Origin of the sequence: Micromonospora citrea, assembly GCF_900090315.1 — a bacterium.
Classification (GTDB): domain Bacteria; phylum Actinomycetota; class Actinomycetes; order Mycobacteriales; family Micromonosporaceae; genus Micromonospora; species Micromonospora citrea.
Map to the genome: position 1 here is coordinate 1,032,501 of NZ_FMHZ01000002.1, position 20,805 is coordinate 1,053,305.

Sequence of the window (20,805 nt, forward strand, 5' to 3'; positions counted from 1 at the left end):
CGCCTAACCGCGCAGCTCGACCCCGGCGAACGACCGCTTGCCGCGGCGCAGCACCAGGTAACGGCCGTGCAGCAGGTCCTCGGCGCCGACCCTCGCGTCGGTCTCGGTGACCCGCGTGTTGTTCACGTAGGCGCCGCCCTCGGCGATCACCCGGCGGGCCTCCTTCAGGCTGGGGACCAGGCCGGAGTCGCGCAGCAGCCCGGCCACGTCCGGCAGCTCGTCGAGGTGGACGAGGCCCGCCTCGGTCAGCGCGGCGCGCAGCGTCGCCGGCGCGAGCTCCTCCAGGGAGCCCCGGCCGAAGAGCGCCTGGCTGGCGGCGACCACCTGCGCCATCTCCCGTTCGCCGTGCACGAGCGTGGTCAGCTCCTCGGCCAGCGCCCGCTGGGCCGCCCGCGCGGCGGGCCGCTCCGCCGTCTCCTTCTCCAGCGCCTCCAGCTCCTCGCGCGAGCGGAAGCTGAAGTAGCGCAGGTAGCGGCTGACGTCGCGGTCGTCGACGTTGACCCAGAACTGGTAGAACGCGTACGGGCTGGTCATCTCGGGGTCGAGCCAGATGGCGCCGCCCTCGGTCTTGCCGAACTTCGTCCCGTCCGACTTCGTGACCAGCGGGGTGGTGAACGCCTGGACGGGGCCGGCCCCGCGCCGACGGATGTAGTCCACCCCGGCGGTGATGTTGCCCCACTGGTCGGAGCCGCCGAACTGGAGCTGGCAGCCGTACCGGCGGTGCAGCTCGAAGAAGTCGTTGGCCTGGAGGAGCTGGTAGCTGAACTCGGTGAAGCTGATCCCGCTCTCCAGTCGCGCCCTGACCACCTCCCGGGCGAGCATCTTGTTGACCGGGAAGTGCTTGCCGACGTCGCGGAGGAACTCGACCACCGACATCTCGCCGGTCCAGTCGAGGTTGTTGACCAGCCGCGCGGCGTTCTCCCCCTCGTACGAGACGAACGGGGCGAGCTGGTCGCGGATCCGGGCCACCCAGCCGGCGACCACCTCGGGCGGGTTGAGGGTGCGCTCGGCGCTCTCCTTCGGGTCGCCGATCTGGCCGGTCGCGCCGCCGACGAGCAGCAGCGGCCGGTGCCCGGCGAGCTGGAGCCGACGGGCCGTGGCGACCTGCATGAGATGGCCGACGTGCAGGCTCGGCGCGGTCGGGTCGAAGCCCACATAGAAAGCGGCGGCACCGCCGTCGAGCAGCGGGCGCAGCTCGTCGAGGCCGGTGGAGTCCTGGATCAGGCCACGCCACCGCAGGTCATCGGTCAGGGAGTCCCGCCCGGATGGCGGGAGGCTGCTGTCGGTCACGGTCACCGATTCTCCCCCATGACGGGGCGTCGACCGTAGCGGGTTTGCCGCGCCGGGCGGCGTAGGCTGGCGAAACCATGATCGGGAAGGGGAACGCGGTGGAGATGCCGGATCTGTCGGGCGGCTTCGTCGCCCTGCTCGGCCTCACGTTCGACGAGGTCGGCGGGGACCGCGTGGTGATCCGCTGGAAGGTCCGCCCCGAGCTGCACCAGCCGTTCGGCATCCAGCACGGCGGCGTCTACTGCGCGGTGGTCGAGACGGCCGCCAGCGTCGGCGGGTCGCTGTGGCTGGGCGACCGTGGCCGGGTCGTCGGCGTGTCGAACCAGACGGACTTCCTGCGCGCGGTCCGCGAGGGCGAACTGACCGCCGTCGGCACGCCCGTGCACCGGGGGCGCAGCCAGCAGCTCTGGCAGGTGGAGATCACCGACGCCGACGGCCGGCTCGTGGCACGGGGTCAGGTGCGGCTGCAGAACCTCGCCCCGGCCTGATCCGACGCGGCCGGGAAACCGGCGCGGCCGGGAAACCGGCGCGGCCGGGAAACCGGCGCGGCCGGGAAACCGGCGCGGCCGGGAAGCCGACGCGGCCTGGGACGTCCGGCCGGGACACCCGGGGAGCGCGGCGACGTGCGTGTCGCGCCGGCTCGCCGCGAGACGCCGGTCAGCCGCGGGCCTCGTCCAGCGTCGGCTCCTCGGCCTCGTCAGGCGCGGCGGGCCGGCGCAGCCGGACGCCGGTGATCGCGCGGTGGTCGATGCCGGTCACCTCCAGCTCCCAGCCGTCGACGCTGACGCTCTCCCCCGCGACGGTGGGGATGTGCCCGAGGCAGGTGAGGACCAGCCCGGCGATGGTGGTGTAGTCGCCGGCGGGGCGGCCGGGCAGCTCCACGCCGACGTCGGGTAGGTCGTGCACGGGGAAGGTGCCGGGGAGCAGCAGGGCGCCGTCCGGCTCGGTGCGCACGGCCCGCACGTCCCGGTCGGTCTCGTCGTAGATCTCCCCGACGATCTCCTCGAGGATGTCCTCCAGGGTGACGATCCCGTCGACCGCGCCCCGCTCGTCGACCACCAGGGCGATGTGCTGCCGTTCGGCCTTGAACTGGCGCAGCGCGTCCACGACCGGCAGCGAGTCCGGCAGCAGCATCGGCGGGCGCACGCACTCGTCGACCGGGCGGTCGTCGCGGACGCCCACCAGGTCGCGCAGGTGGATCACCCCGACCGCGTCGTCCAGGCCGCCGTGCCGGGTCACGGGCGCCCGGGAGTGGCCGGTGGCGGCCAGCAGCAGCCGCGCGGACTCCGCGGTGGTCCCGCTGTCGAGCGTGAAGACCTGCAACCGGGGTACGAGCACCGCCTTGAGCTGCCGGTCGGCGATCTCCACCGCCCCGGCGATGATGGTCCGCTGTTCCTTGGTGAAGCCGTGGTTGCCGGAGACGATGTCCCGCAGCTCGTCGGGGCCGATCTCGTCGGGCTCGTGCTTCGGGTTGAGCCCGACCAGGCGTACGACGAGGTCGCTGGTGGCGCCGAGGGCCCAGACCGCCGGGCGGGTGATGCTGGCCAGCAGGTCCAGCGGGCGGGCCACGAGCAGCGCCCACCGCTCGGCGGCCTGCATGGCGATCCGCTTGGGGGCCAGCTCGCCGAAGACCAGGGTGACGAAGGTCAGCGCCAGGGTGACCACCACGATCGCGACGGTCTCGGCGGCGCCGCCCAGCGCGGACAGCAGCGGCACCAGGGGCCTGGCCAGCGACACGGCCGCCGCGGCGGAGGCCAGGAAGCCGGCGAGGGTGATGCCGATCTGGATGGTGGCGAGGAACCGGTTCGGATCCTTGGCGAGGCGGGCCAGCACCCGGCCGGCCCGGCTGGCGCGCTCCAGCCGCTGGATCTGGCTGTCCCGCAGCGAGACCAGCGCCATCTCGCTGCCCGCGAAGACCGCGTTGAGGACGACCAGGACGCCTACCAGGGCCAGTTGGCTCCAGATGCTCTGCACGCCCGGATCTCCTCACGCGGACCGGTGCCCCTCGGCACCGCCGGCCGAGGGCCGACCGGCGTAGGCCGTTCTGTGCCCACCGGGCCGGCCGGTGAATCCTCGGCGGCCCGGAAGTGCTCAGGCTCGCTCGGGGGCCGGCGAAGCCGGCAGATCCAGCACGTACGAGCGGCCCTCGGGGCGGAACCCGAGCCGGTGGTAGTAGGGGGCGACCATGCCGGGCGGGGTGACCACGCGGCGGAAGCCCCGGTCGGTGAAGAGGCGGCTGCGCCGGTAGACGAACTCGCCCGGGGTGAAGTCCCGGAACCGGCGGGTGACGTAGTCGAGGTCGACCTGCGCCACGCCGTCGGGTTCGGCGTGCGACAGCACCACGCCGACCACCTCGTCGGCCCGCAGGACGAGGAAGGCGGAACGCTCGGCGGAGGTGCCGGGCGGCCAGCGGAAACCGGGGTTGAACCGGGCGATGTCGGCGGCGTGCACGCGCAGCGTGTGGGCCAGGAACTGGTCGTCTACGCCGACCTCCACGACCTGGTAGGTCGCGTCGTCGTGGCGGGTGGCGAGCATGGCGCGCAGATACCAGACGTTGATCACGGCCAGCACGACGTTCAGCCCGACCATCGGCCAGACCTGCACCGCGGCGTTGTAACCGATCAGGATCAGACAACCGAGCAGGTTCAGGGCGCGTAGCCGCAGGATGCGTGTCTGCAGCAGCGACCAGACCAGCAGCGCCGAGCCGGTCCAGCCGATCAGTTCCAGCCAGTTCACCCCGCGAGAGTAGTGGCCGCCCTGGTCAGGCCGCTCGGTGGGCGGTGGCGCGCGGGGCGGCTCACCGGTCGGCGAGCTCCAGCACCCACTCCTCCACCTCGGTGCCGCGGGCGTTGGCGTACCCCTTGTCCTCGCCGGTGACGACGAAGCCGCACTTGCGCAGCACGGCGAGGGAGGCGCGGTTGTCCTTGGCGGCGCGGGCGTGCACGGGCCGCCGCGGCAGCTCGCGCAGCAGGGCGGTCAGCGCCGCCGTGGCGTGCCCCCGGCCCCAGCGCCGCGGGTCGATCCAGTAGCTGACCTCGGTCTTGTCGTCGACCGGGAAGGCGGTCACGTAGCCGACCACCTCGTCGCCGACGACCGCCGTGCGGGCGACGATCCGCTCGTCGGCGCGCAGCCGGCGCCAGTGCGCGTCGAACCGGGCGCGATCGGCCGGGTCCTCCGGGCCGAAGGCTGCCATCCAGTTGGCCTCGGCGTCCTGCTGGTGGCTGAAGAAGGCGGGCAGGTCGTCGTCGCGCACGGGGCGCAGGCGCAGGTCGGCGGTCACCGCCCGAGGATAGGGCCGGGGGCCGACATTCCGGGACCTCCGGCCCGGTCGACGTCCCGTCCGGCCCTGTCGGGCGCGGTGGCCGCGTTGCTACCAACGAGGAGGGACGACGTTCCCGGCGGACGCGGAGGAGGCCGGCATCATGGCGAAGTACGTCTACGACTTCATCGAGGGCGACCGGAGCAGAGCCGACCTGCTCGGCGGCAAGGGCGCCAACCTGGCCGAGATGACCCGGCTGGGGCTGCCGGTGCCGCCCGGATTCACGGTCACCACCGAGGCGTGCCGGGCGTACCTGGCCGAGGGGCAGCCGCCGGTGGGGCTGTTCGACGAGGTGAACGCGCACCTGCGGGAGGTCGAGGCGCGGCTGGACCGTCGGCTCGGCGACCCCCGCGACCCGCTGCTGCTGGCCGTCCGCTCCGGTGGGCGGTACTCGATGCCGGGCATGATGGAGACGATCCTGGACATCGGGCTCAACGACACGACGGTGGCGGGGCTGGCCGCGCAGAGCGGCGATCCCCGCTTCGCCTGGGACTCCTACCGCCGGCTGATCCAGATGTTCGGCCGCACCGTCCACGGCGTGCCGGCCGAGGAGTTCGAGCGGGAGCTGGCGGCGGTGCGCGCCACGGCCGGGCCGGCGGGACCGGACGCGGCGCAGCTGCGGGCGCTGGTCGAGACGTACAAGAAGGTGTTCGCGGCGCAGGTGGGGCACGACTTCCCGCAGGCCCCGCACGAGCAGCTCTACCTCGCCGTCCGGGCGGTGTTCGAGTCGTGGAACTCCGAGCGGGCGGTGCTCTACCGCCGGCAGGAGCACATCCCGGGCGACCTGGGCACGGCGGTCACCGTGATGGCGATGGTGTTCGGCAACCTCGGCCCGGACTCGGGCACCGGGGTCGCGTTCACCCGCGACCCCGCGACCGGGCAGCCCGGCGTCTACGGCGACTACCTCGTCGACGCGCAGGGCGAGGACGTGGTGGCCGGCATCCGCAACACGGTCGCGCTGCCGGAGCTGGAGCGGATCGACCCGGCCAGCTACCGCCGCCTGACGGAGATCATGGTGACGCTGGAGCGGCACTACCGCGACCTCTGCGACGTCGAGTTCACCGTCGAGCGTGGGCGGCTGTGGATGCTCCAGACGCGGGTCGGCAAGCGGACCCCGGCGGCGGCGTTCGTGATCGCCGCGCAGCTCGTCGACGAGGGGTTGATCACCCTGGACGAGGCGCTGCACCGGGTCACCGGGGCGCAACTGGCCCAGCTGATGTTCCCCGCCTTCGACCTCGCCGCCGCGCCGGCGCCGCTGGCCACCGGGGTGGGCGCCTCGCCGGGCGCGGCGGTGGGCCGGGTGGTCTTCGACTCCGCTGCCGCCGCGGCGGCCACCGAGCCGGTGATCCTGGTCCGCCCGGAGACCAACCCGGACGACCTGCCCGGCATGATCGCCGCGCGGGGGGTGCTCACCTCGCGCGGCGGGAAGACCTCGCACGCGGCCGTGGTGGCCCGTGGCATGGGGCGGACCTGCGTGTGCGGGGCCGACGCGCTGCGGATCGACCCGGAGCGCGGAGAGTTCACCGTCGGCGACCGGGTGGTGCGCGCCGGCGACGTGATCTCCATCGACGGCACCACCGGCCGGGTCTACCCGGGACGGGTGCCGGTGCGGCCCTCCCCCGTCGCGCGCTACCTCGCCGGTGAGCTGGCACCCGAGGGCGACCGCCTCGTCACCGCCGTGCACCGGCTGCTCTCGCACGCCGACGCGGTCCGCCGGCTGGGCGTACGTGCCAACGCGGACACCCCGGACGACGCGCGGCGGGCACGCGAGCTGGGGGCCGCCGGGATCGGGCTCTGCCGCACCGAGCACATGTTCCTCGGCGCCCGGCGGGAGCTGGTGGAGCGGCTGATCCTGGCCGAGGACCCGGCCGAGCGGGACGCCGCCCTGGACGCGCTGCTGCCGTTGCAGCGAGCGGACTTCGAGGGGATCCTCGCCGCGATGGACGGGCTGCCGGTCACCGTCCGGCTGCTCGACCCGCCGCTGCACGAGTTCCTGCCCCCGCTGCACGAGCTGACCGCCCGGGTGGCCCGCGCCGAGGCGCGGGGCGAGGACCCGGGCCGCGACGGCACGCTGCTGGCCGCGGTACGCCGGATGCACGAGAGCAACCCGATGCTCGGCCTGCGCGGCGTGCGGCTCGGCCTGGTGGTGCCCGGCCTGTTCGCCATGCAGGTGCGGGCCGTCGCCGAGGCCGCGGCGCGGCGGGTCCGCGCCGGCGGCGAGCCGCGGCCGGAGATCATGGTGCCGCTGGTCGGCGACGTCCGGGAGCTGGCCGCCGTGCGCGCCGAGGCGGCGGCGGTGCTGGCGGGTGTGCCGGGGATCCCGCCGATCCCGGTCGGCACGATGATCGAGACGCCGCGCGCCGCGCTGACCGCCGGCGAGATCGCCGCCGAGGCGCACTTCTTCTCCTTCGGCACCAACGACCTGACCCAGACCACCTGGGCGTTCTCCCGTGACGACGTGGAGGGCTCGTTCTTCGGCACCTACCTGGAGCGCGGCGTGTTCGGCGTCTCCCCGTTCGAGACCGTCGACGCCAAGGGGGTCGGCCGGCTGGTGCGGCTGGCCGTGGCCGAGGGGCGGGCCGCCCGCCCGGAGCTGACCGTCGGCGTCTGCGGGGAGCACGGGGGCGACCCCGACTCGATCGGCTTCTTCGCCGACGCCGGCCTGGACTACGTCTCCTGCTCGCCGTACCGGGTGCCGATCGCCCGGCTGGCGGCCGGGCAGGCCGCCACCGGGGGCGGCGCCGTCCCCGACTCCCGCTAGGAGGTGTCCGCGATGACCGCCATCCTCAACCCCACCGGGCCCGCCCCGTTCACGCCGCCGGCCCGCCCGGTTCCCGCGCCGGCCGCACCGCCGGCCCGCGACGCCACGCCCCCGCCGGCGCCGGTTCCCGTGCCGGTGGGGCCGGTGCTGGAGCTGCCGGGCACGCCCACGGCGGCGCTGGTGCCGGTGACCCACCGGGGCCGCCCGGTCGGCGCGTTCGTCCTGCACGGCGGTCGGGTCCGCTACCGGCCCGTGTTCGACCCGGACCGGCTGCTCGGCGCGGCCGCCGGGGTGCTCGCCGTCGGTCTGGCCGCCGCCGGGGTGGCGGCGCTGGGCCGGCGCCGGCCGCCGGCCATCGGCGCGCTCAGCATGGGGCCGGGCGGCTGGGTCAGCCTCAAGGGCCTGCCCCTCCCGGCGCCACGGGCGCCCCGTCCGTGGTGGGCCCGGGCGCTGCGCGCCCGCCGGCTGGTGGTCGAACGCTGAGCCCGCGGGCGCCGGAGCGCTCCGGCGCCCGCACACCGGCCGCACCCCGGTGCGGCCCCGCTGTCCCGGCACGACGCGGCCGTCCACCCCCGCCGGCCGCGTCGTCCGGGACAGCGCCATGCCCCCGGACGCCCCCGGCGACCCGGCTGCCGACGCGCGCGCCGGGCCGGCACCGCGCCCGGCCGGCACCGCGCCGGGCCGACCGGCCAGCATCCCTCCGCGCCGGGCCCGGCCGACGCGTCCGGTGCGGGCTCGCGCGGCGACGCCGGTCACGGACGCCCCGGCGACCGGCCCGGTCGGTGGGGGCCGGAGGTCCCGGGCCGGGACGGTCCTGCGCCTCTGCCCCGGTCCGGCCCCGGCCGGCACGCTGGTGGTGGAAGCGAGACACGAGCTGGGAGGCCCCGATGCGCGCCACGGTTGTCACCGCGTTCGACCGTCCACTGGAGATCTTCGACGTGCCGGTGCCGGAGCCCGGGCCCGGCCAGGTGCTGGTCCGGATCGAGGCCAGCGGCCTGTGCCACACCGACATCCACGCCGCCCGCGGCGACTGGCCGGTCAAGCCGAACCCGCCCTTCGTCCCGGGCCACGAGGGCGTCGGCATCGTCGAGCGGATCGGCCCCGGGGTCACCGAGCACGCCGTCGGCGACCGGGTCGCGCTGCCCTGGCTCGGCTGGGCCTGCGGCACCTGCGAGTACTGCGTCACCGGCTGGGAGACGCTGTGCGAGTCCCAGCGCAACACCGGCTACGCCATCGACGGCGCGCACGCCGAGTACGCCCTCGCGTCGGCCCGCTACGCGGTCCGGGTGCCGGCCGGCGTCGACCCGGTCGAGGCGGCCCCGCTGACCTGCGCCGGCGTCACGACGTACAAGGCGGTCCGGGTGGCCGGGGTGCGGCCCGGCGAGCGGGTGGCGATCTTCGGCATCGGCGGCCTCGGCCACCTCGCCCAGCAGTACGCCCAGTTGCACGGCGCCGAGACGGTGGCCGTGGACGTCACCGAGGAGAAGCTGGCCCTGGCCACCTCCCTCGGCGCGACGCACACGGTCGACGCCGCCCGGGTCGACCCGGTCGAGGCGATCACCGCCCTCGGCGGCGTCGACGTGGCGGTCGTGCTGGCCGCCAGCCCGACCGTGATCGCGCAGGCGCACGCCTGCCTGCGTCGCGGCGGCCGGCTGGTGCTGGTCTCGCTGCCGAAGGACAACACGATGAGCCTGCCGGTCTTCGAGACCGTCCTGAAGGGGATCACCGTGATCGGCTCGATCGTCGGCACCCGCGCCGACCTGGCGGAGGTGTTCCGCCTGCACTCGGCCGGCCGCACCCGGGTCGTCCACGAGGTGCGCAAGCTCGACGAGATCAACGAGGCGATCGAGGACGTGCTCGCCGGGCGGGTCGCCGCCCGGCTGGTGCTCCAGCCCTGACCACGGTGCCCGGCCGCCTGTCCCGAGGGCGGCCGGGCGCCACCCCACCGACGCCCGGAAGGGACCGGACATGACCGCGAACCAGCACCTGGACCCGTGGCGGGGCTTCGCCGGCGGCGCCTGGCGGGACTCCGTCGACGTGGCCGACTTCATCCGGCGCCACCACGAGCCGTACACCGGGGACGGGTCGTTCCTCGCCGGACCGACCGACCGGACCCTGGCGGTCTGGGGGGCGTTGCGGGAGCTCTTCGTCGCCGAGCGCCGCCGGGGCGTGCTCGACGTGGACGCCGCCACCCCGTCGACGATCACGTCGCACGGCCCCGGGTACATCGACCGGGAGCGGGAACTGATCGTCGGCCTGCAGACCGACGCGCCGCTGCGGCGGGCGATCATGCCCGCCGGCGGCCTGCGGATGGTCGAGGCCGCCCTGCGGGCGTACGGCTTCACGCCGGACCCGGTCGTGCACCGGATCTTCACCACGTACCGCAAGACCCACAACGACGCGGTCTTCGACGCCTATCCGGCCGACGTGCTGGCGGCCCGCCGCTCGCACGTGATCACCGGGCTGCCGGACGCGTACGGTCGCGGGCGGATCATCGGCGACTACCGGCGGGTGGCGCTGTACGGGGTGGACCGGCTCGTCGCCGAGCGCCGGGCGCTGAAGGCGGCGCTGGACGCCCGGCCGTCGACCGACGACGTGATCCGCGAGCGGGAGGAGCTGGCCGAGCAGGCCCGCGCCCTCGGCGAGCTGAAGGAGATGGCCGCCGGCTACGGCGTCGACGTGTCCACGCCCGCCGCCACCGCGCAGCAGGCCGTGCAGTGGTTGTACTTCGCCTACCTGGCGGCCACCAAGGAGCAGAACGGCGCCGCGATGTCGCTGGGGCGCACCGCGACGTTCCTCGACGTCTACCTGCGCCGGGACCTCGCCGAGGGCCGGCTGACGGAGACCACCGCCCAGGAGCTGGTCGACGACTTCGTGATCAAGCTGCGGATCATCCGGTTCCTGCGCACCCCCGAGTACGACCAGCTCTTCTCCGGCGACCCGACCTGGGTGACCGAGTCGCTGGGCGGGATGGGCGCCGACGGCCGGCCGCTGGTGACCCGGACGAGCTTCCGCTACCTGCAGACCCTCTACAACCTGGGCCCGGCGCCGGAGCCGAACCTGACCGTGCTCTGGTCGCCGCGGCTGCCGGAGGGGTTCAAGCGGTTCTGCGCGCAGGTGTCGCTGGACACCAGCGCCATCCAGTACGAGAACGACGACCTGATCCGCCCCGCGTACGACGACGACACCGCGATCGCCTGCTGCGTGTCGGCGATGCGGGTGGGCCGCGACATGCAGTTCTTCGGCGCCCGGGCCAACCTCGCCAAGGCGCTGCTCTACGCGATCAACGGCGGCCGCGACGAGCTGACCGGCGAGCAGGTGGCGCCGGCCGCGCCGCCGGTCGGCGGGGAGGTCCTCGACCACGCCGAGGTGCTGGCCGCGTACGACCGGACGCTGGACTGGCTGGCCGAGACGTACGTCGACGCGCTGAACGTCATCCACCACATGCACGACCGGTACGCGTACGAGCGGCTGGAGATGGCGCTGCACGACCACCCGGTGCGCCGGTTCATGGCCACCGGCATCGCCGGCCTGTCGGTCGCGGTGGACAGCCTCGCGGCGATCCGGTACGGCCGGGTGAAGGTGCTGCGCGACGACAGCGGCCTGGCCGTCGACTACGTCGTCGAGGGCGAGCCGCCCACCTTCGGCAACAACGACGACCGGGCCGACGAGATCGCCGTGTGGCTCGTGGAGACGTTCGCGGAGAAGCTGCGCCGGCAGCGCACCTACCGCGACGCCGAGCTGACGCTGTCGGTGCTGACCATCACCTCCAACGTGGTGTACGGCCGGCACACCGGCAACACCCCGGACGGGCGGCGCGCCGGCGAGCCGTTCGCCCCCGGTGCCAACCCGATGAACGGGCGGGACACGCACGGCCTCGTCGCGGCCGCGCTGTCGGTGGCGAAGCTGCCGTACGACGCCGCCCGGGACGGCATCTCGCTGACCGGCACGGTCACCCCGGACGGGCTGGGCCACACCCGGGAGGAGCGGATCACCAACCTGGCCGGGGTGCTCGACGGGTACGCCGACGCGGGCGGGTTCCACCTCAACGTCAACGTGCTCGACCGGGCGACGCTGCTCGACGCGATGGACCACCCCGAGCGGTACCCGCAGCTGACGGTGCGGGTGTCCGGGTACGCGGTCAACTTCGTCCGGCTCACCCCCGAGCAGCAGCGGGACGTGGTGTCCCGCACGTTCCACGGCGCGCTGTGAACACCGCCGGGCGGGAGCTGACCGGGGCCGTGCACTCCTTCGACCTGTCGATCGGGGTGGACGGTCCCGGCACCCGGTTCGTGGCCTTCCTCGCCGGGTGCCCCCTGCGCTGCCGCTACTGCCACAGCCCCGACACCTGGTACCGGCGCAGCGGCCGGCACCGGACGGTGGCCGAACTCGTCGCCGAGATCGAGCGGTACCGGCGGTTCGTCACGGTCGCCGGCGGCGGGGTGACGATCAGCGGCGGGGAGCCGTTGCAGCAGCCCCGGTTCACCGGCGAGGTGCTGCGCCGCTGCCACGAGCTGGGCCTGCACACCGCGCTGGACACGTCCGGCTTCCTGGGCGAGCGCGCCGACGACGCCCTGCTCGGCGCCACCGACCTGGTGCTGCTGGACGTGAAGTCGTGGGACCCGGCGACGTACCGGGCCGTGACCCGCACCGGCGAGGTGGCGCCCACGCTGCGCTTCGGCCGCCGCCTGGCGGCCCGGGGCACCCCGATCTGGATCCGCTTCGTGCTGGTGCCCGGGCTCACCGACGCGGTGTCGAACGTCGCCGGGGTGGCGGACTTCGCCGCCTCGCTCGCCACGGTCGAGCGGGTGGAGGTGCTGCCGTTCCACCGGCTCGGCGCGCACAAGTACGCGGAGCTGGGGCTGCGGTTCCCCCTCGCCGACACCGAGCCGCCGACGGCGGAGCTGCTGGACCGGGTCCGTGGGCAGTTCGCGGCGCGCGGCCTGACGGTCTGCTGAGGCGCGGCGCCGTGCAGTTCGCGGCGCGCGGCCTGACGGTCTGCTGAGGCACGGCGCCGTGCAGTTCGCGGCGCGCGGCCTGACGGTCCGCTGAGGCACGGCGGCCGTGCAGTTCGCGGCGCGCGGCCTGACGGTCCGCTGAGGCACGGCGGCGGTGCCGCAGCCGGAGAAAGCCGGGCACGACCCGCGGCGCGCGGTACGCGGCCGGCCGTCGGGTCGCCGGTCGTGCCGGTTCGCCGCCCGCGCGGCCGGCGGTGGGCGGACAATGGCGGGATGGGACGAGACGTACGCGCGCTGCGGACGACCGGGGCGCGGGCCAGCGGCGCGGTGGCGACGGGCGCGCGGGCGGCCGGCGCGGCCTCGCTCGGCGCGCTGGCCGTGGGGGCGCTGGCGGTCGGGGCCGTCGCCGTCGGGGCGCTGGCGATCGGGCGGCTCGCGATCCGGCGGGCGGTGGTGCGGGAGCTGCGCGTCGGCCGGCTGGTGATCGACGACCTGGTGGTACGCGGCCGCCCCGTCGACGGCGGGACGGGCCGGGCGGGTCAGGCGGCGGGCGGGGTCACCGCGGGGTAGCCGTACAGCTCGAGCAGGCGGCCCCGGGCCGCGTGCAGCCGGTCCACGACCACGCTCATGAAGCGGGTGGTGAGCTGGCGGCCGAGCGCGTCGTCGGACTCCATCAGCCGGCGCACCCCCTCGGCGGTGAACTCCACGGCGGTGCTGCGCTGCGCCGCCACCGCCCCGAACTGCCAGCGGTAGGGCGGGAACAGCCACGACCAGCCGAGCACGCCGCCCGGGCCGATCGTCTCGATCTCGACGTCGCCGCGGCCGGGCACCGGGAAGTCGAGCGCCACCTGCCCGGCGCGGACCAGCCAGAAGCGCCCCGCCGCCTGGTCGGCCCGGAACATCCGGTGCCCGGGGTGCCAGACCACCGGGCGGGCGTAGCCGGCCAGCCGGGGCAGCCACGGCTCGGGCAGCCCGGCGAGGAACGGGTGCGCGCGGAGCACGTCGAGGGTGGTCATGCGGGTGCCTCCTTCGCCCGGCGGGCCGGCGGTGGCCGGGCCTGCGACGCGGTCGTCCGTCCTGGCGCCCAGTGCACCGCGCGCCGGCCCCCGGCGGCAAGGGCCGTTGGTCCCTGGCCGCGCGGGCGGAACTCCTCTGCCGGTTTCGTCGGGTCGGGGCGAGGGTGGAGTTCGGTGAGGGCGCCGCCACGGCGCCACGGCAGAGCGGAGGGCGACGTGGGCATGTCCGGGACACGGCGGGGGCGGGGGCGTACCGGTGCCCGTTGACACCTCGACCAGGCCGCCCGCCGGGCTCAGCTCCGCGGCGGCCGCCGCCCGGCTGCGCGCCGACGGTCCCAACGCGGCGGCCGCGCCGCCCCGCCGGCACCTGGCCTCGCGGGTCCTGCACCAGCTCACCGATCCGCTGGTGGCGCTGCTGCTGGCCGCCGCCGTGGTCACCACCGTGCTGCGGGACTACCCGGACACCGCGGTGATCGTGCTGGTCGTGCTCGTGAACACCGCGATCGGGGTGGTGCAGGAGGTCCGGGCCGACCGGGCGATCGCCGCGCTGGACCAGCTCGCCGCGCCCACCGCCCGGGTCGTGCGGGACGGCCGCGACCTCGTCCTGCCCGCCGCCGACCTGGTCCGGGGCGACCTGGTGCGGGTGGAGGCCGGCGACGTGGTCCCCGCCGACCTGCTCCTCGCCGAGGCCGCCCGGCTGACCCTCGACGAGTCGGCGCTGACCGGCGAGTCCGTCCCGGTGGCCCGGAGCGCGGGCGAGGAGGCCAGCGCGGGAACGGTGGTGACCACCGGGCGGGCCACCGGCACGGTGGTACGCACCGGCGCGGCGAGCGCGCTCGGCCGGATCACCGCCCTGGTGGCGTCCACCCGGCCCGCCGCCACCCCGTTGCAGCGCCGCCTCGCGGGGCTCGGCCGGGTCCTCGGCTTCGCCGCGGTGGTGCTCTCCGGGCTGGTCTTCGTCGTCGGCGTGGTCGGCGGCCGGCCCGTCGTCGACATGGCGGTCACCGCGGTCAGCCTGGTGGTGGCGGCGGTACCCGAGTCGCTGCCCGCGGTGGTCACCCTCGCCCTCGCCCTCGGCGCCCGCCGGATGGCCGGGGCGCGGGCGATCCCCCGCCGGCTGCACGCCGTGGAGACGCTCGGCTCGGTCACCGTGATCGCCTCCGACAAGACCGGCACGCTCACCGAGGGCCGGATGGCCGTGCAGCACGCGGTCACCGCCGACGGCTCCCGCTACGGCGTCACCGGCACCGGCTACGCGCCGCGCGGCGCCGTGCACCACCGGGGCGAGCCGGTGGCCGTACCGGACGATCTGCGCCGCCTGGCGCGGGCCGGGCTGCTCTGCAACGACGCCACCCTCGCGGCGCCCACCGATGAGCGGCCGGAGTGGGCCGCCGTCGGCGACCCGCTGGAGGCGGCGCTGGTCGCGTTCGCCGCCCGCTGCGGCCTCGACCCGGAGACCACCCGCGCCGCCTGGCCCCGGGTCACCGAGCACCCCTTCGACCAGGAGCTTCGCCGGATGACCACGGTGCACCGCTCCTGCGACGGCCGCTACCTCGTGGTGTGCAAGGGCGCGCCGGAGAACGTGCTGACCGCGCCGCTGGTCGACGCCACCGCCGAGGAGATCGCCGAGCTGACGGCCACCGCGCACCGGCTGGCCGCCGAAGGGCTGCGGGTGCTGGCGGTCGCGTCCGCCGTCACCGACGCGCCGCCTGCGGACCCGGCCCGGCCGGCCGGGCTGCGGCCGGCGGGGCTGGTCGCCGTCGGCGACCCGCTGCGCGCGGGGGCGGCCGACATCGCCGGCAGCTTCGACGACGCCGGGGTCCGGCTGGTGCTGATCACCGGCGACCATCCCGCGACCGCCGCCGCGATCGGCGGCCAGCTCGGGCTGTGGCGCGAGGGCGACCCGCTGGTACGCGGCGACGACGGCGACCCGGCGCGGGCGCACCCGCGGGCCCGGGTGTTCGCGCGTACGCAGCCGGAGCAGAAGCTCGACATCATCGCCGGGTTGCAGTCCCGGGGCCACGTGGTGGCGATGACCGGCGACGGGGTGAACGACGCTCCCGCCCTGCGCCGCGCCGACATCGGGGTGGCGATGGGCGGCGGCACGGAGGTCGCCCGGCAGGCCGCCGACCTGGTGCTCGTCGACGACGACCTGTCCACCGTGGCCGCCGCGATCGGCGAGGGCCGCCGCATCTACGACAACATCCGCCGGTTCCTGCGGTACGCCCTCTCGGGCGGGGTCGCCGAGATCGCGGTGATGCTGCTCGGGCCGCTGTTCGGGCTGGCCGTACCGCTGCTGCCGGCGCAGATCCTCTGGGTGAACCTGCTCACCCACGGCGTGCCGGGCGTGGCCCTGGGCGCGGAGCCGGCGGAGCCGGGCACGCTGCGCCGCGCGCCGCGCTCCCCCTCGGAGTCGGTGCTCGGGGCCGGCCTGGGCCGGGACGTGCTGGTCACCGGCGCCCTGATCGCCGCCGTGGTGCTCGGCGCGGGCGTCGCCGCCGCGCACTGGGGCCGCCCCTGGCAGTCGGTGGTGTTCGTGGTGCTCGGCCTGGCCCAGCTCGGGGTCGCGCTCGCGGTCCGGGCGCCGCGGGCGCGCGGCGCGGGGCGGGGCAACCGGGCGCTGCCGGTCGCGGTGGCGGTGTCGGCGCTGCTCCAGGTGGCCGGTGTGCTGCTGCCGCCGCTGCGGGACCTGCTCGGCACCGCGCCGCTCGGCGCGGCCGAGCTGGCGGCCTGCGCCGCGGTCAGCGTGCTGCCCGGACTGGTGCTGCGGCTGGCCCGCCGTTCGGGCGGGCGGTTCGGGACCAACGGCCCGGCGGCCGGGACGACCGCCTCTGACCGGTAGCGTTCGGGCGGAGCAGGCTGAAGGCGTAGCAAGGGAGGAAAGATGACCATCAACACCGGTGCCCCGGTCGTCGTGGGTGTGGACGGTTCGGCCGCCGCGCTGGATGCGGTCCGGGTGGCGGCGCGGGAGGCGGCGCAACGGCAGCGCCCGCTGCGGGTGGTGCACGCCTTCATCTGGCCGCTGATCCCCAACGCCCCGCTGGACGCGGTGCCGGGCGCGCCGGCCGACGCCGGCCTGCGCAACCAGGCCGAGCGCTACGTCGCCGAGGCGGTCGCCGAGGCCGGCAAGGTCGCCCCCGACGTGGCGGTGACCGGCGCGGTGGTCGACGGCGCGGCGACCCCCGTCATGCTCGACGAGTCCCGCGAGGCCGCGCTGATGGTGCTCGGCCACCGCGGGCTGGGCGGCTTCGCCGGGCTGCTGATCGGCTCGGTGACCGTGCAGGTCTCCGCCCACGCGCTCTGCCCGGTCCTGGTGGTGCGCGGCGAGGAGCGCGCCGACGGGCCGGTCCTGGTGGGCGTGGACGGTTCCGAGTGCTCCATGGAGGCCGTCGGGTTCGCCTTCGAGGAGGCGTCCCGCCGGGGCGCCCCGCTGCTCGCGGTGCAGGCCTGGCTCTACCCGACGCCGGTGGGCCCCGGCGACATCCTGCCCCTGGTGTACGACCTCGACGCCTACGCGGCGGAGCAGGAGCGGACGCTCGCCGAGTCCCTCGCGGGTTTCGCCGAGCGCTACCCGGACGTGCCGGTGCGGCACCGGCTGGTCCGCGGCACCCCGGCCCGGGTGCTGGTGGAGGAGTCGAAGGCGGCCCAGCTCACGGTCGTCGGGGCGCGCGGCCGGGGCCCGCTGAGCGGGCTGCTGCTCGGTTCCGTCAGCCACGCCGTGCTGCACCACGCGCACTCCCCGCTGGTGATCGTGCGGCACCCGAAGCGGGCCACCGCGTCCTGACCTCTCCGAGCGCCGATCCCGTCGCGCCGACCGCTCCCCCGGCCGGCGTGACGGGGCCGGTTCCGGCGCGCGGCGCGACGGGAGGCCCGGCGGGGACACGCGCGCGACGGGCCCGGTTCCGGCGCGCGGCGCGACGGGGAAATCCCGGTGGGCCGGCGCGACCGCGTCGACAATGACCTGATCGACTTCTGGGAGGGCTGATGAACCGACCCGTCGTGGTGGGGGTGGACGGATCGCCGCCGAGCCTGGTGGCGGCGGAGCACGCCGCCCGGGCCGCCGTGCAGCGGTCCCGCCCGCTGCACCTGGTGCACGGCTACCTGCACCCGCTCGGCTACGGCGTGCCGGTCAACCCGTACGACCTGGGGTTGCCGGCGCCGACCGAGGACGGGCAGAAGATGCTGGAGCAGGCGGCCGCCGACCTCGCGGAACGCTGGCCCGGGCTGACCGTCGAGGTGCGCCAGGTGGCCGGTGGGCCGGGCGCGACGCTGGTCGAGGAGTCCCGTCGGGCGGAGCTGGTGGTGGTGGGCAGCCGGGGTCTGGGCGGCTTCGCGGGGCTGCTGCTCGGCTCGGTGGGCACGCAGGTGGCCTCGCACGCGCACTGCCCGGTGCTGGTGGTCCGTCCCGCCGAGGAACCGATCCCGGTCGCCGGGCCGGTGCTGGTCGGGGTGGACGGTTCGGAGCCGGCCGAGCTGGCCGTCGGGTACGCCGCCGACGAGGCGACCCGCCGCGGGACCGGCCTGGTGCTGGCGCACGTCCGGCCGCCGGACGGGGAGCGTCGGGTGCCCGACGAGGTGACGGAGACGGGGTCCGCCGCGCACGCGGAGTCGGCCGGGCTGCTGGCCACGGCCGCGGCGGCGGTCCGCGGCAGCCACCCGGGGCTGCCCGTCGAGGAGCGGGTGCTGTCGGCCGCCAAACCGGAGCAGGCGCTGATCGAGGCCAGCGGCGACGCGGCGCTGGTGGTGGTCGGCTCGCGGGGCCGGGGCGGCTTCGCCGGGCTGCTGCTCGGCTCGGTCAGCCAGGCGCTGGTGCAGCACGCGCACTGCCCGGTGCTGGTCGCCCGCCCGTACGGCCACGCCCGCTGAACCGCCCCCGGCCCGCCGGCCCCCGGGAAGAGGGTCGGCGGGCCGGGCGTCGGTCAGTGGTCGCGCCCTCCGAGCAGCTCCTCGAAGCTGGTGGTGAGGGCGAACGGGTCCACGGGTCCGGCGGACGGCGGGCGCCGCCGGATCTGGTCGGCCAGCTCGCCCGCGGCGCGGTCGGTCCGCGCGCGCAGCGCGCCGTCGGCGGCGCCGGCGGCCCAGTCCTCCGGCGCGGCGAAGACCGCCGTGGGCACCACGACCGACCGCAGGTACGCGAACATCGGCCGCAGGGCGTGCTCCAGGGCGAGCGAGTGCCGGGCGGTGCCGCCGGTGGCGCCGACCAGCACCGGCCGGTCCGCCAGCGCACCGGCGTCGACCAGGTCGAAGAAGGACTTGAACAGCCCGTTGTACGACGCGTTGAAGATCGGGGTGACGGCGATCAGCCCGTCCGCGCCGGTGACCGTGTCGAGCACCTCCCGCAGCGCCGCCGACGGGAAGCCGGTGAGCAGGTGGTTGACGATGTCGTGGGCGTGCTCGCGCAGCTCGACGGGGCGGACGTCGACGTCGTCGCCCCGCCGGGCCAGCTCGTCGCGGGTGGCGGCGGCGAGCTGGTCGGCGAGCAGCCGGGTCGACGAGGGCTGACCGAGCCCGGCCGACACCACGGCGAGGGTGCGGCGGGTCATCGGCCCGCCTCCGACCCGGCCCGCTCGGCACGCGCGGCGGCGGCCCGCAGCGAGGCGTGCGTGGGCGCCTCGGGCACGTGCGCCGGGCGCAGCGACTCGAACTCCTTGCGCAGCACCGGAACCACCTCCTCGCCGAGCAGGTCGAGCTGCTCCAGCACGGTCTTCAGCGGCAGGCCGGCGTGGTCGATCAGGAAGAGCTGCCGCTGGTAGTCGCCGACGTAGTCGCGGAAGCCCAGCGTCCGGTCGATGACCTGCTGCGGGCTGCCGACGGTCAGCGGGGTCTGCGCGGTGAACTCCTCCAGCGACGGGCCGTGGCCGTAGACGGGGGCGTTGTCGAAGTAGGGGCGGAACTCCCGCACCGCGTCCTGCGAGTTGCGCCGCATGAACACCTGCCCGCCGAGGCCGACGATCGCCTGGTCGGCGGAGCCGTGGCCGTAGTGCGCGTAGCGCTGCCGGTAGAGCTCGACCATCCGCTGGGTGTGCTCCCTGGGCCAGAAGATGTGGTTGGCGAAGAAGCCGTCGCCGTAGTAGGCGGCCTGCTCGGCGATCTCGGGGCTGCGGATCGAGCCGTGCCAGACGAACGGCGGCACGCCGTCGAGCGGGCGGGGCGTCGAGGTGAACGACTGCAGCGGGGTGCGGAAGCGGCCGGACCAGTCGACCACGTCCTCGCGCCAGAGCCGGCGCAGCAGGTCGTAGTTCTCGATGGCGAGCGGGATGCCGTTGCGGATGTCCTGCCCGAACCACGGGTAGACCGGGCCGGTGTTGCCGCGCCCCATCATCAGGTCCACCCGGCCGTCGGCGAGGTGCTGGAGCATCGCGTAGTCCTCGGCGATCTTCACCGGGTCGTTGGTGGTGATCAGCGTGGTCGACGTCGACAGCAGCAGCCGCTCGGTGCGGGCGGCGACGTAGCCCAGCATGGTGGTGGGCGACGACGGCACGAACGGCGGGTTGTGGTGCTCGCCGGTGGCGAAGACGTCGAGGCCGACCTCCTCGGCCTTGAGCGCGATGGTGACCATCGCCTTGATCCGCTCATGCTCGGTCGGCTCCCGACCGGTGGTCGGGTCGACCGTGACGTCGCCGACGGTGAAGACTCCGAACTGCATGACCAGCTCCTCGCGTTGTCCGCCGGGGCCGGAGCGGCTCCCGGACGCACCGCACAACATATTTGACGAGTCAACTATTCCGCGAGGGGTGCCGCCGCCGGTGGGCGCCGTCACCCCGGCCCGGCGGCGCCGGTCAGGCGCGGCTGCGGGGAACGTGCCGGCGGTAGGCGCTGACCGTCGGGTCGTCGGCGATCCAGAAGCGCCACGGCACGTCGTGCGCCCCCGTCACGCCCACCCTCGGGCCGTCGGCCACCGCGTCCGCCGGCACCGGCCGGTCGGCCGGGCGCAGCCGGACCGGGCCGTCGCCGAGCAGGTAGCGACCGTAGACGCTCCTGTCGATGCCCAGCGCCGCGCAGAGCCGGGCGGGCCCGCGCGCGAGATCGACGTCCCGGCGTACGGCGGTGCGGCGGGCCCGGGCCTCGTCGAGGCCGTCGACCACCTCGCCGGCGCGCAGCAGCACCGCCGAGGCCTCACCGTCCGGCCCGGTGACCACGTTCATGCACCAGTGCATGCCGTAGGTGAAGTAGACGTAGGCGTGCCCGGCCGGGCCGAACATGACCGCGTTGCGCGGGGTGCGTCCCCGGTGCGCGTGCGACGCCGGGTCGCCGGCCGTCCCGGCGTACGCCTCGACCTCGGTGATCCGGACGGTGACGCCGCCCGCGGAGAGCCGGCAGCCGAGCAGGCCCCGCGCCGCCGGCACCACGGGCCCGGCGAGCAGGTCGGCCAGCCCCGTGAGGCCGGCGGGACGGGAGTCGGAGTACGCCACCACAGGCCCGACCCTATCCGCGCGGCGCACCGACCGCCGCTCGACGCCG

18 protein-coding genes are annotated in these 20,805 nt (G+C 75.8%); 10 read left to right on the forward strand and 8 right to left on the reverse strand.

Annotated features, from left to right (window positions below; translation table 11 throughout):
* Positions 1-3 precede the first annotated feature (3 nt).
* Positions 4-1,290 carry a tyrosine--tRNA ligase gene (gene tyrS / locus GA0070606_RS04885; RefSeq protein WP_091107309.1) on the reverse strand — a complete coding sequence of 429 codons (1,287 nt, stop codon included), beginning with the start codon at positions 1,288-1,290 and terminating at the stop codon, positions 4-6.
* Between the two features lie 77 nt (positions 1,291-1,367).
* On the opposite strand from tyrS, the gene GA0070606_RS04890 reads away from it, so the two are divergent.
* Positions 1,368-1,778 (forward strand): PaaI family thioesterase, encoded by a 411-nt coding sequence (locus tag GA0070606_RS04890; RefSeq protein WP_176737238.1) that lies wholly within the window; start codon positions 1,368-1,370, stop codon positions 1,776-1,778.
* A 169-nt stretch (positions 1,779-1,947) separates the two neighbouring features.
* Here GA0070606_RS04890 and GA0070606_RS04895 read toward each other — a convergent pair whose 3' ends face one another.
* The 3 genes from GA0070606_RS04895 to GA0070606_RS04905 all read right to left on the reverse strand — a co-directional run bounded on the left by GA0070606_RS04895 (position 1,948) and on the right by GA0070606_RS04905 (position 4,570).
* A complete protein-coding gene (locus GA0070606_RS04895; protein ID WP_091095448.1) occupies positions 1,948-3,264 on the reverse strand; it encodes a hemolysin family protein in 1,317 nt (438 codons plus the stop codon).
* A gap of 117 nt (positions 3,265-3,381) precedes the next feature.
* Positions 3,382-4,026 (reverse strand): hypothetical protein, encoded by a 645-nt coding sequence (locus tag GA0070606_RS04900; protein WP_091095450.1) that lies wholly within the window; start codon positions 4,024-4,026, stop codon positions 3,382-3,384.
* A 61-nt stretch (positions 4,027-4,087) separates the two neighbouring features.
* Positions 4,088-4,570 carry a GNAT family N-acetyltransferase gene (locus tag GA0070606_RS04905; protein WP_091095452.1) on the reverse strand — a complete coding sequence of 161 codons (483 nt, stop codon included), beginning with the start codon at positions 4,568-4,570 and terminating at the stop codon, positions 4,088-4,090.
* A gap of 142 nt (positions 4,571-4,712) precedes the next feature.
* On the opposite strand from GA0070606_RS04905, the gene ppdK reads away from it, so the two are divergent.
* The 6 genes from ppdK (at position 4,713) to GA0070606_RS32865 (ending at position 12,898) form a co-directional block, all read left to right on the forward strand.
* On the forward strand, positions 4,713-7,370 hold the full coding sequence (gene ppdK / locus GA0070606_RS04910; protein WP_091095454.1) for a pyruvate, phosphate dikinase: 2,658 nt from the start codon (positions 4,713-4,715) through the stop codon (positions 7,368-7,370).
* 12 nt (positions 7,371-7,382) lie between these two features.
* A complete protein-coding gene (locus tag GA0070606_RS04915; protein WP_091095456.1) occupies positions 7,383-7,853 on the forward strand; it encodes a hypothetical protein in 471 nt (156 codons plus the stop codon).
* Between the two features lie 404 nt (positions 7,854-8,257).
* Positions 8,258-9,268 (forward strand): alcohol dehydrogenase catalytic domain-containing protein, encoded by a 1,011-nt coding sequence (locus GA0070606_RS04920; RefSeq protein ID WP_091095458.1) that lies wholly within the window; start codon positions 8,258-8,260, stop codon positions 9,266-9,268.
* Positions 9,269-9,338: 70 nt separating this feature from the next.
* Positions 9,339-11,582 (forward strand): formate C-acetyltransferase, encoded by a 2,244-nt coding sequence (gene pflB / locus GA0070606_RS04925; protein WP_091095460.1) that lies wholly within the window; start codon positions 9,339-9,341, stop codon positions 11,580-11,582.
* Positions 11,579-12,328, forward strand: a complete 750-nt coding sequence (pflA, locus tag GA0070606_RS04930) for a pyruvate formate-lyase-activating protein (protein ID WP_091095462.1) — start codon at positions 11,579-11,581, stop codon at positions 12,326-12,328. Before pflB ends, pflA begins: the two co-directional genes overlap by 4 nt.
* A 273-nt stretch (positions 12,329-12,601) precedes the next feature.
* Complete coding sequence (locus tag GA0070606_RS32865; RefSeq protein ID WP_218105984.1) at positions 12,602-12,898, forward strand: hypothetical protein; 297 nt, start codon at positions 12,602-12,604, stop codon at positions 12,896-12,898.
* On the opposite strand, the gene GA0070606_RS04940 is transcribed toward GA0070606_RS32865, so the two are convergent.
* A complete protein-coding gene (locus GA0070606_RS04940) occupies positions 12,868-13,344 on the reverse strand; it encodes a cyclic nucleotide-binding domain-containing protein (protein ID WP_091095464.1) in 477 nt (158 codons plus the stop codon). The two genes, GA0070606_RS32865 and GA0070606_RS04940, sit on opposite strands and share 31 nt — an antisense overlap.
* A 256-nt stretch (positions 13,345-13,600) precedes the next feature.
* Here GA0070606_RS04940 and GA0070606_RS04945 point away from each other — a divergent pair, with 256 nt between their 5' ends.
* The 3 genes from GA0070606_RS04945 (at position 13,601) to GA0070606_RS04955 (ending at position 18,210) form a co-directional block, all read left to right on the forward strand.
* Positions 13,601-16,186, forward strand: coding sequence for a cation-translocating P-type ATPase (locus GA0070606_RS04945; protein WP_091095466.1), 2,586 nt, complete (start codon positions 13,601-13,603; stop codon positions 16,184-16,186).
* A gap of 42 nt (positions 16,187-16,228) precedes the next feature.
* Positions 16,229-17,128 carry a universal stress protein gene (locus GA0070606_RS04950; protein ID WP_091095467.1) on the forward strand — a complete coding sequence of 300 codons (900 nt, stop codon included), beginning with the start codon at positions 16,229-16,231 and terminating at the stop codon, positions 17,126-17,128.
* A gap of 200 nt (positions 17,129-17,328) precedes the next feature.
* Positions 17,329-18,210, forward strand: coding sequence for a universal stress protein (locus GA0070606_RS04955; RefSeq protein ID WP_091095469.1), 882 nt, complete (start codon positions 17,329-17,331; stop codon positions 18,208-18,210).
* 53 nt (positions 18,211-18,263) lie between these two features.
* Here the strand turns inward: GA0070606_RS04955 and GA0070606_RS04960 are convergent, their stop codons facing one another.
* The 3 genes from GA0070606_RS04960 to GA0070606_RS04970 form a co-directional block, all read right to left on the reverse strand.
* Positions 18,264-18,887, reverse strand: a complete 624-nt coding sequence (locus GA0070606_RS04960) for an FMN reductase (protein ID WP_091095471.1) — start codon at positions 18,885-18,887, stop codon at positions 18,264-18,266.
* Positions 18,884-19,990, reverse strand: a complete 1,107-nt coding sequence (locus GA0070606_RS04965) for an LLM class flavin-dependent oxidoreductase (RefSeq protein ID WP_091095473.1) — start codon at positions 19,988-19,990, stop codon at positions 18,884-18,886. Before GA0070606_RS04965 ends, GA0070606_RS04960 begins: the two co-directional genes overlap by 4 nt.
* A gap of 133 nt (positions 19,991-20,123) precedes the next feature.
* Positions 20,124-20,756, reverse strand: coding sequence for a DNA-3-methyladenine glycosylase (locus GA0070606_RS04970; protein WP_245724907.1), 633 nt, complete (start codon positions 20,754-20,756; stop codon positions 20,124-20,126).
* Between the last annotated feature and the right edge of the window lie 49 nt (positions 20,757-20,805).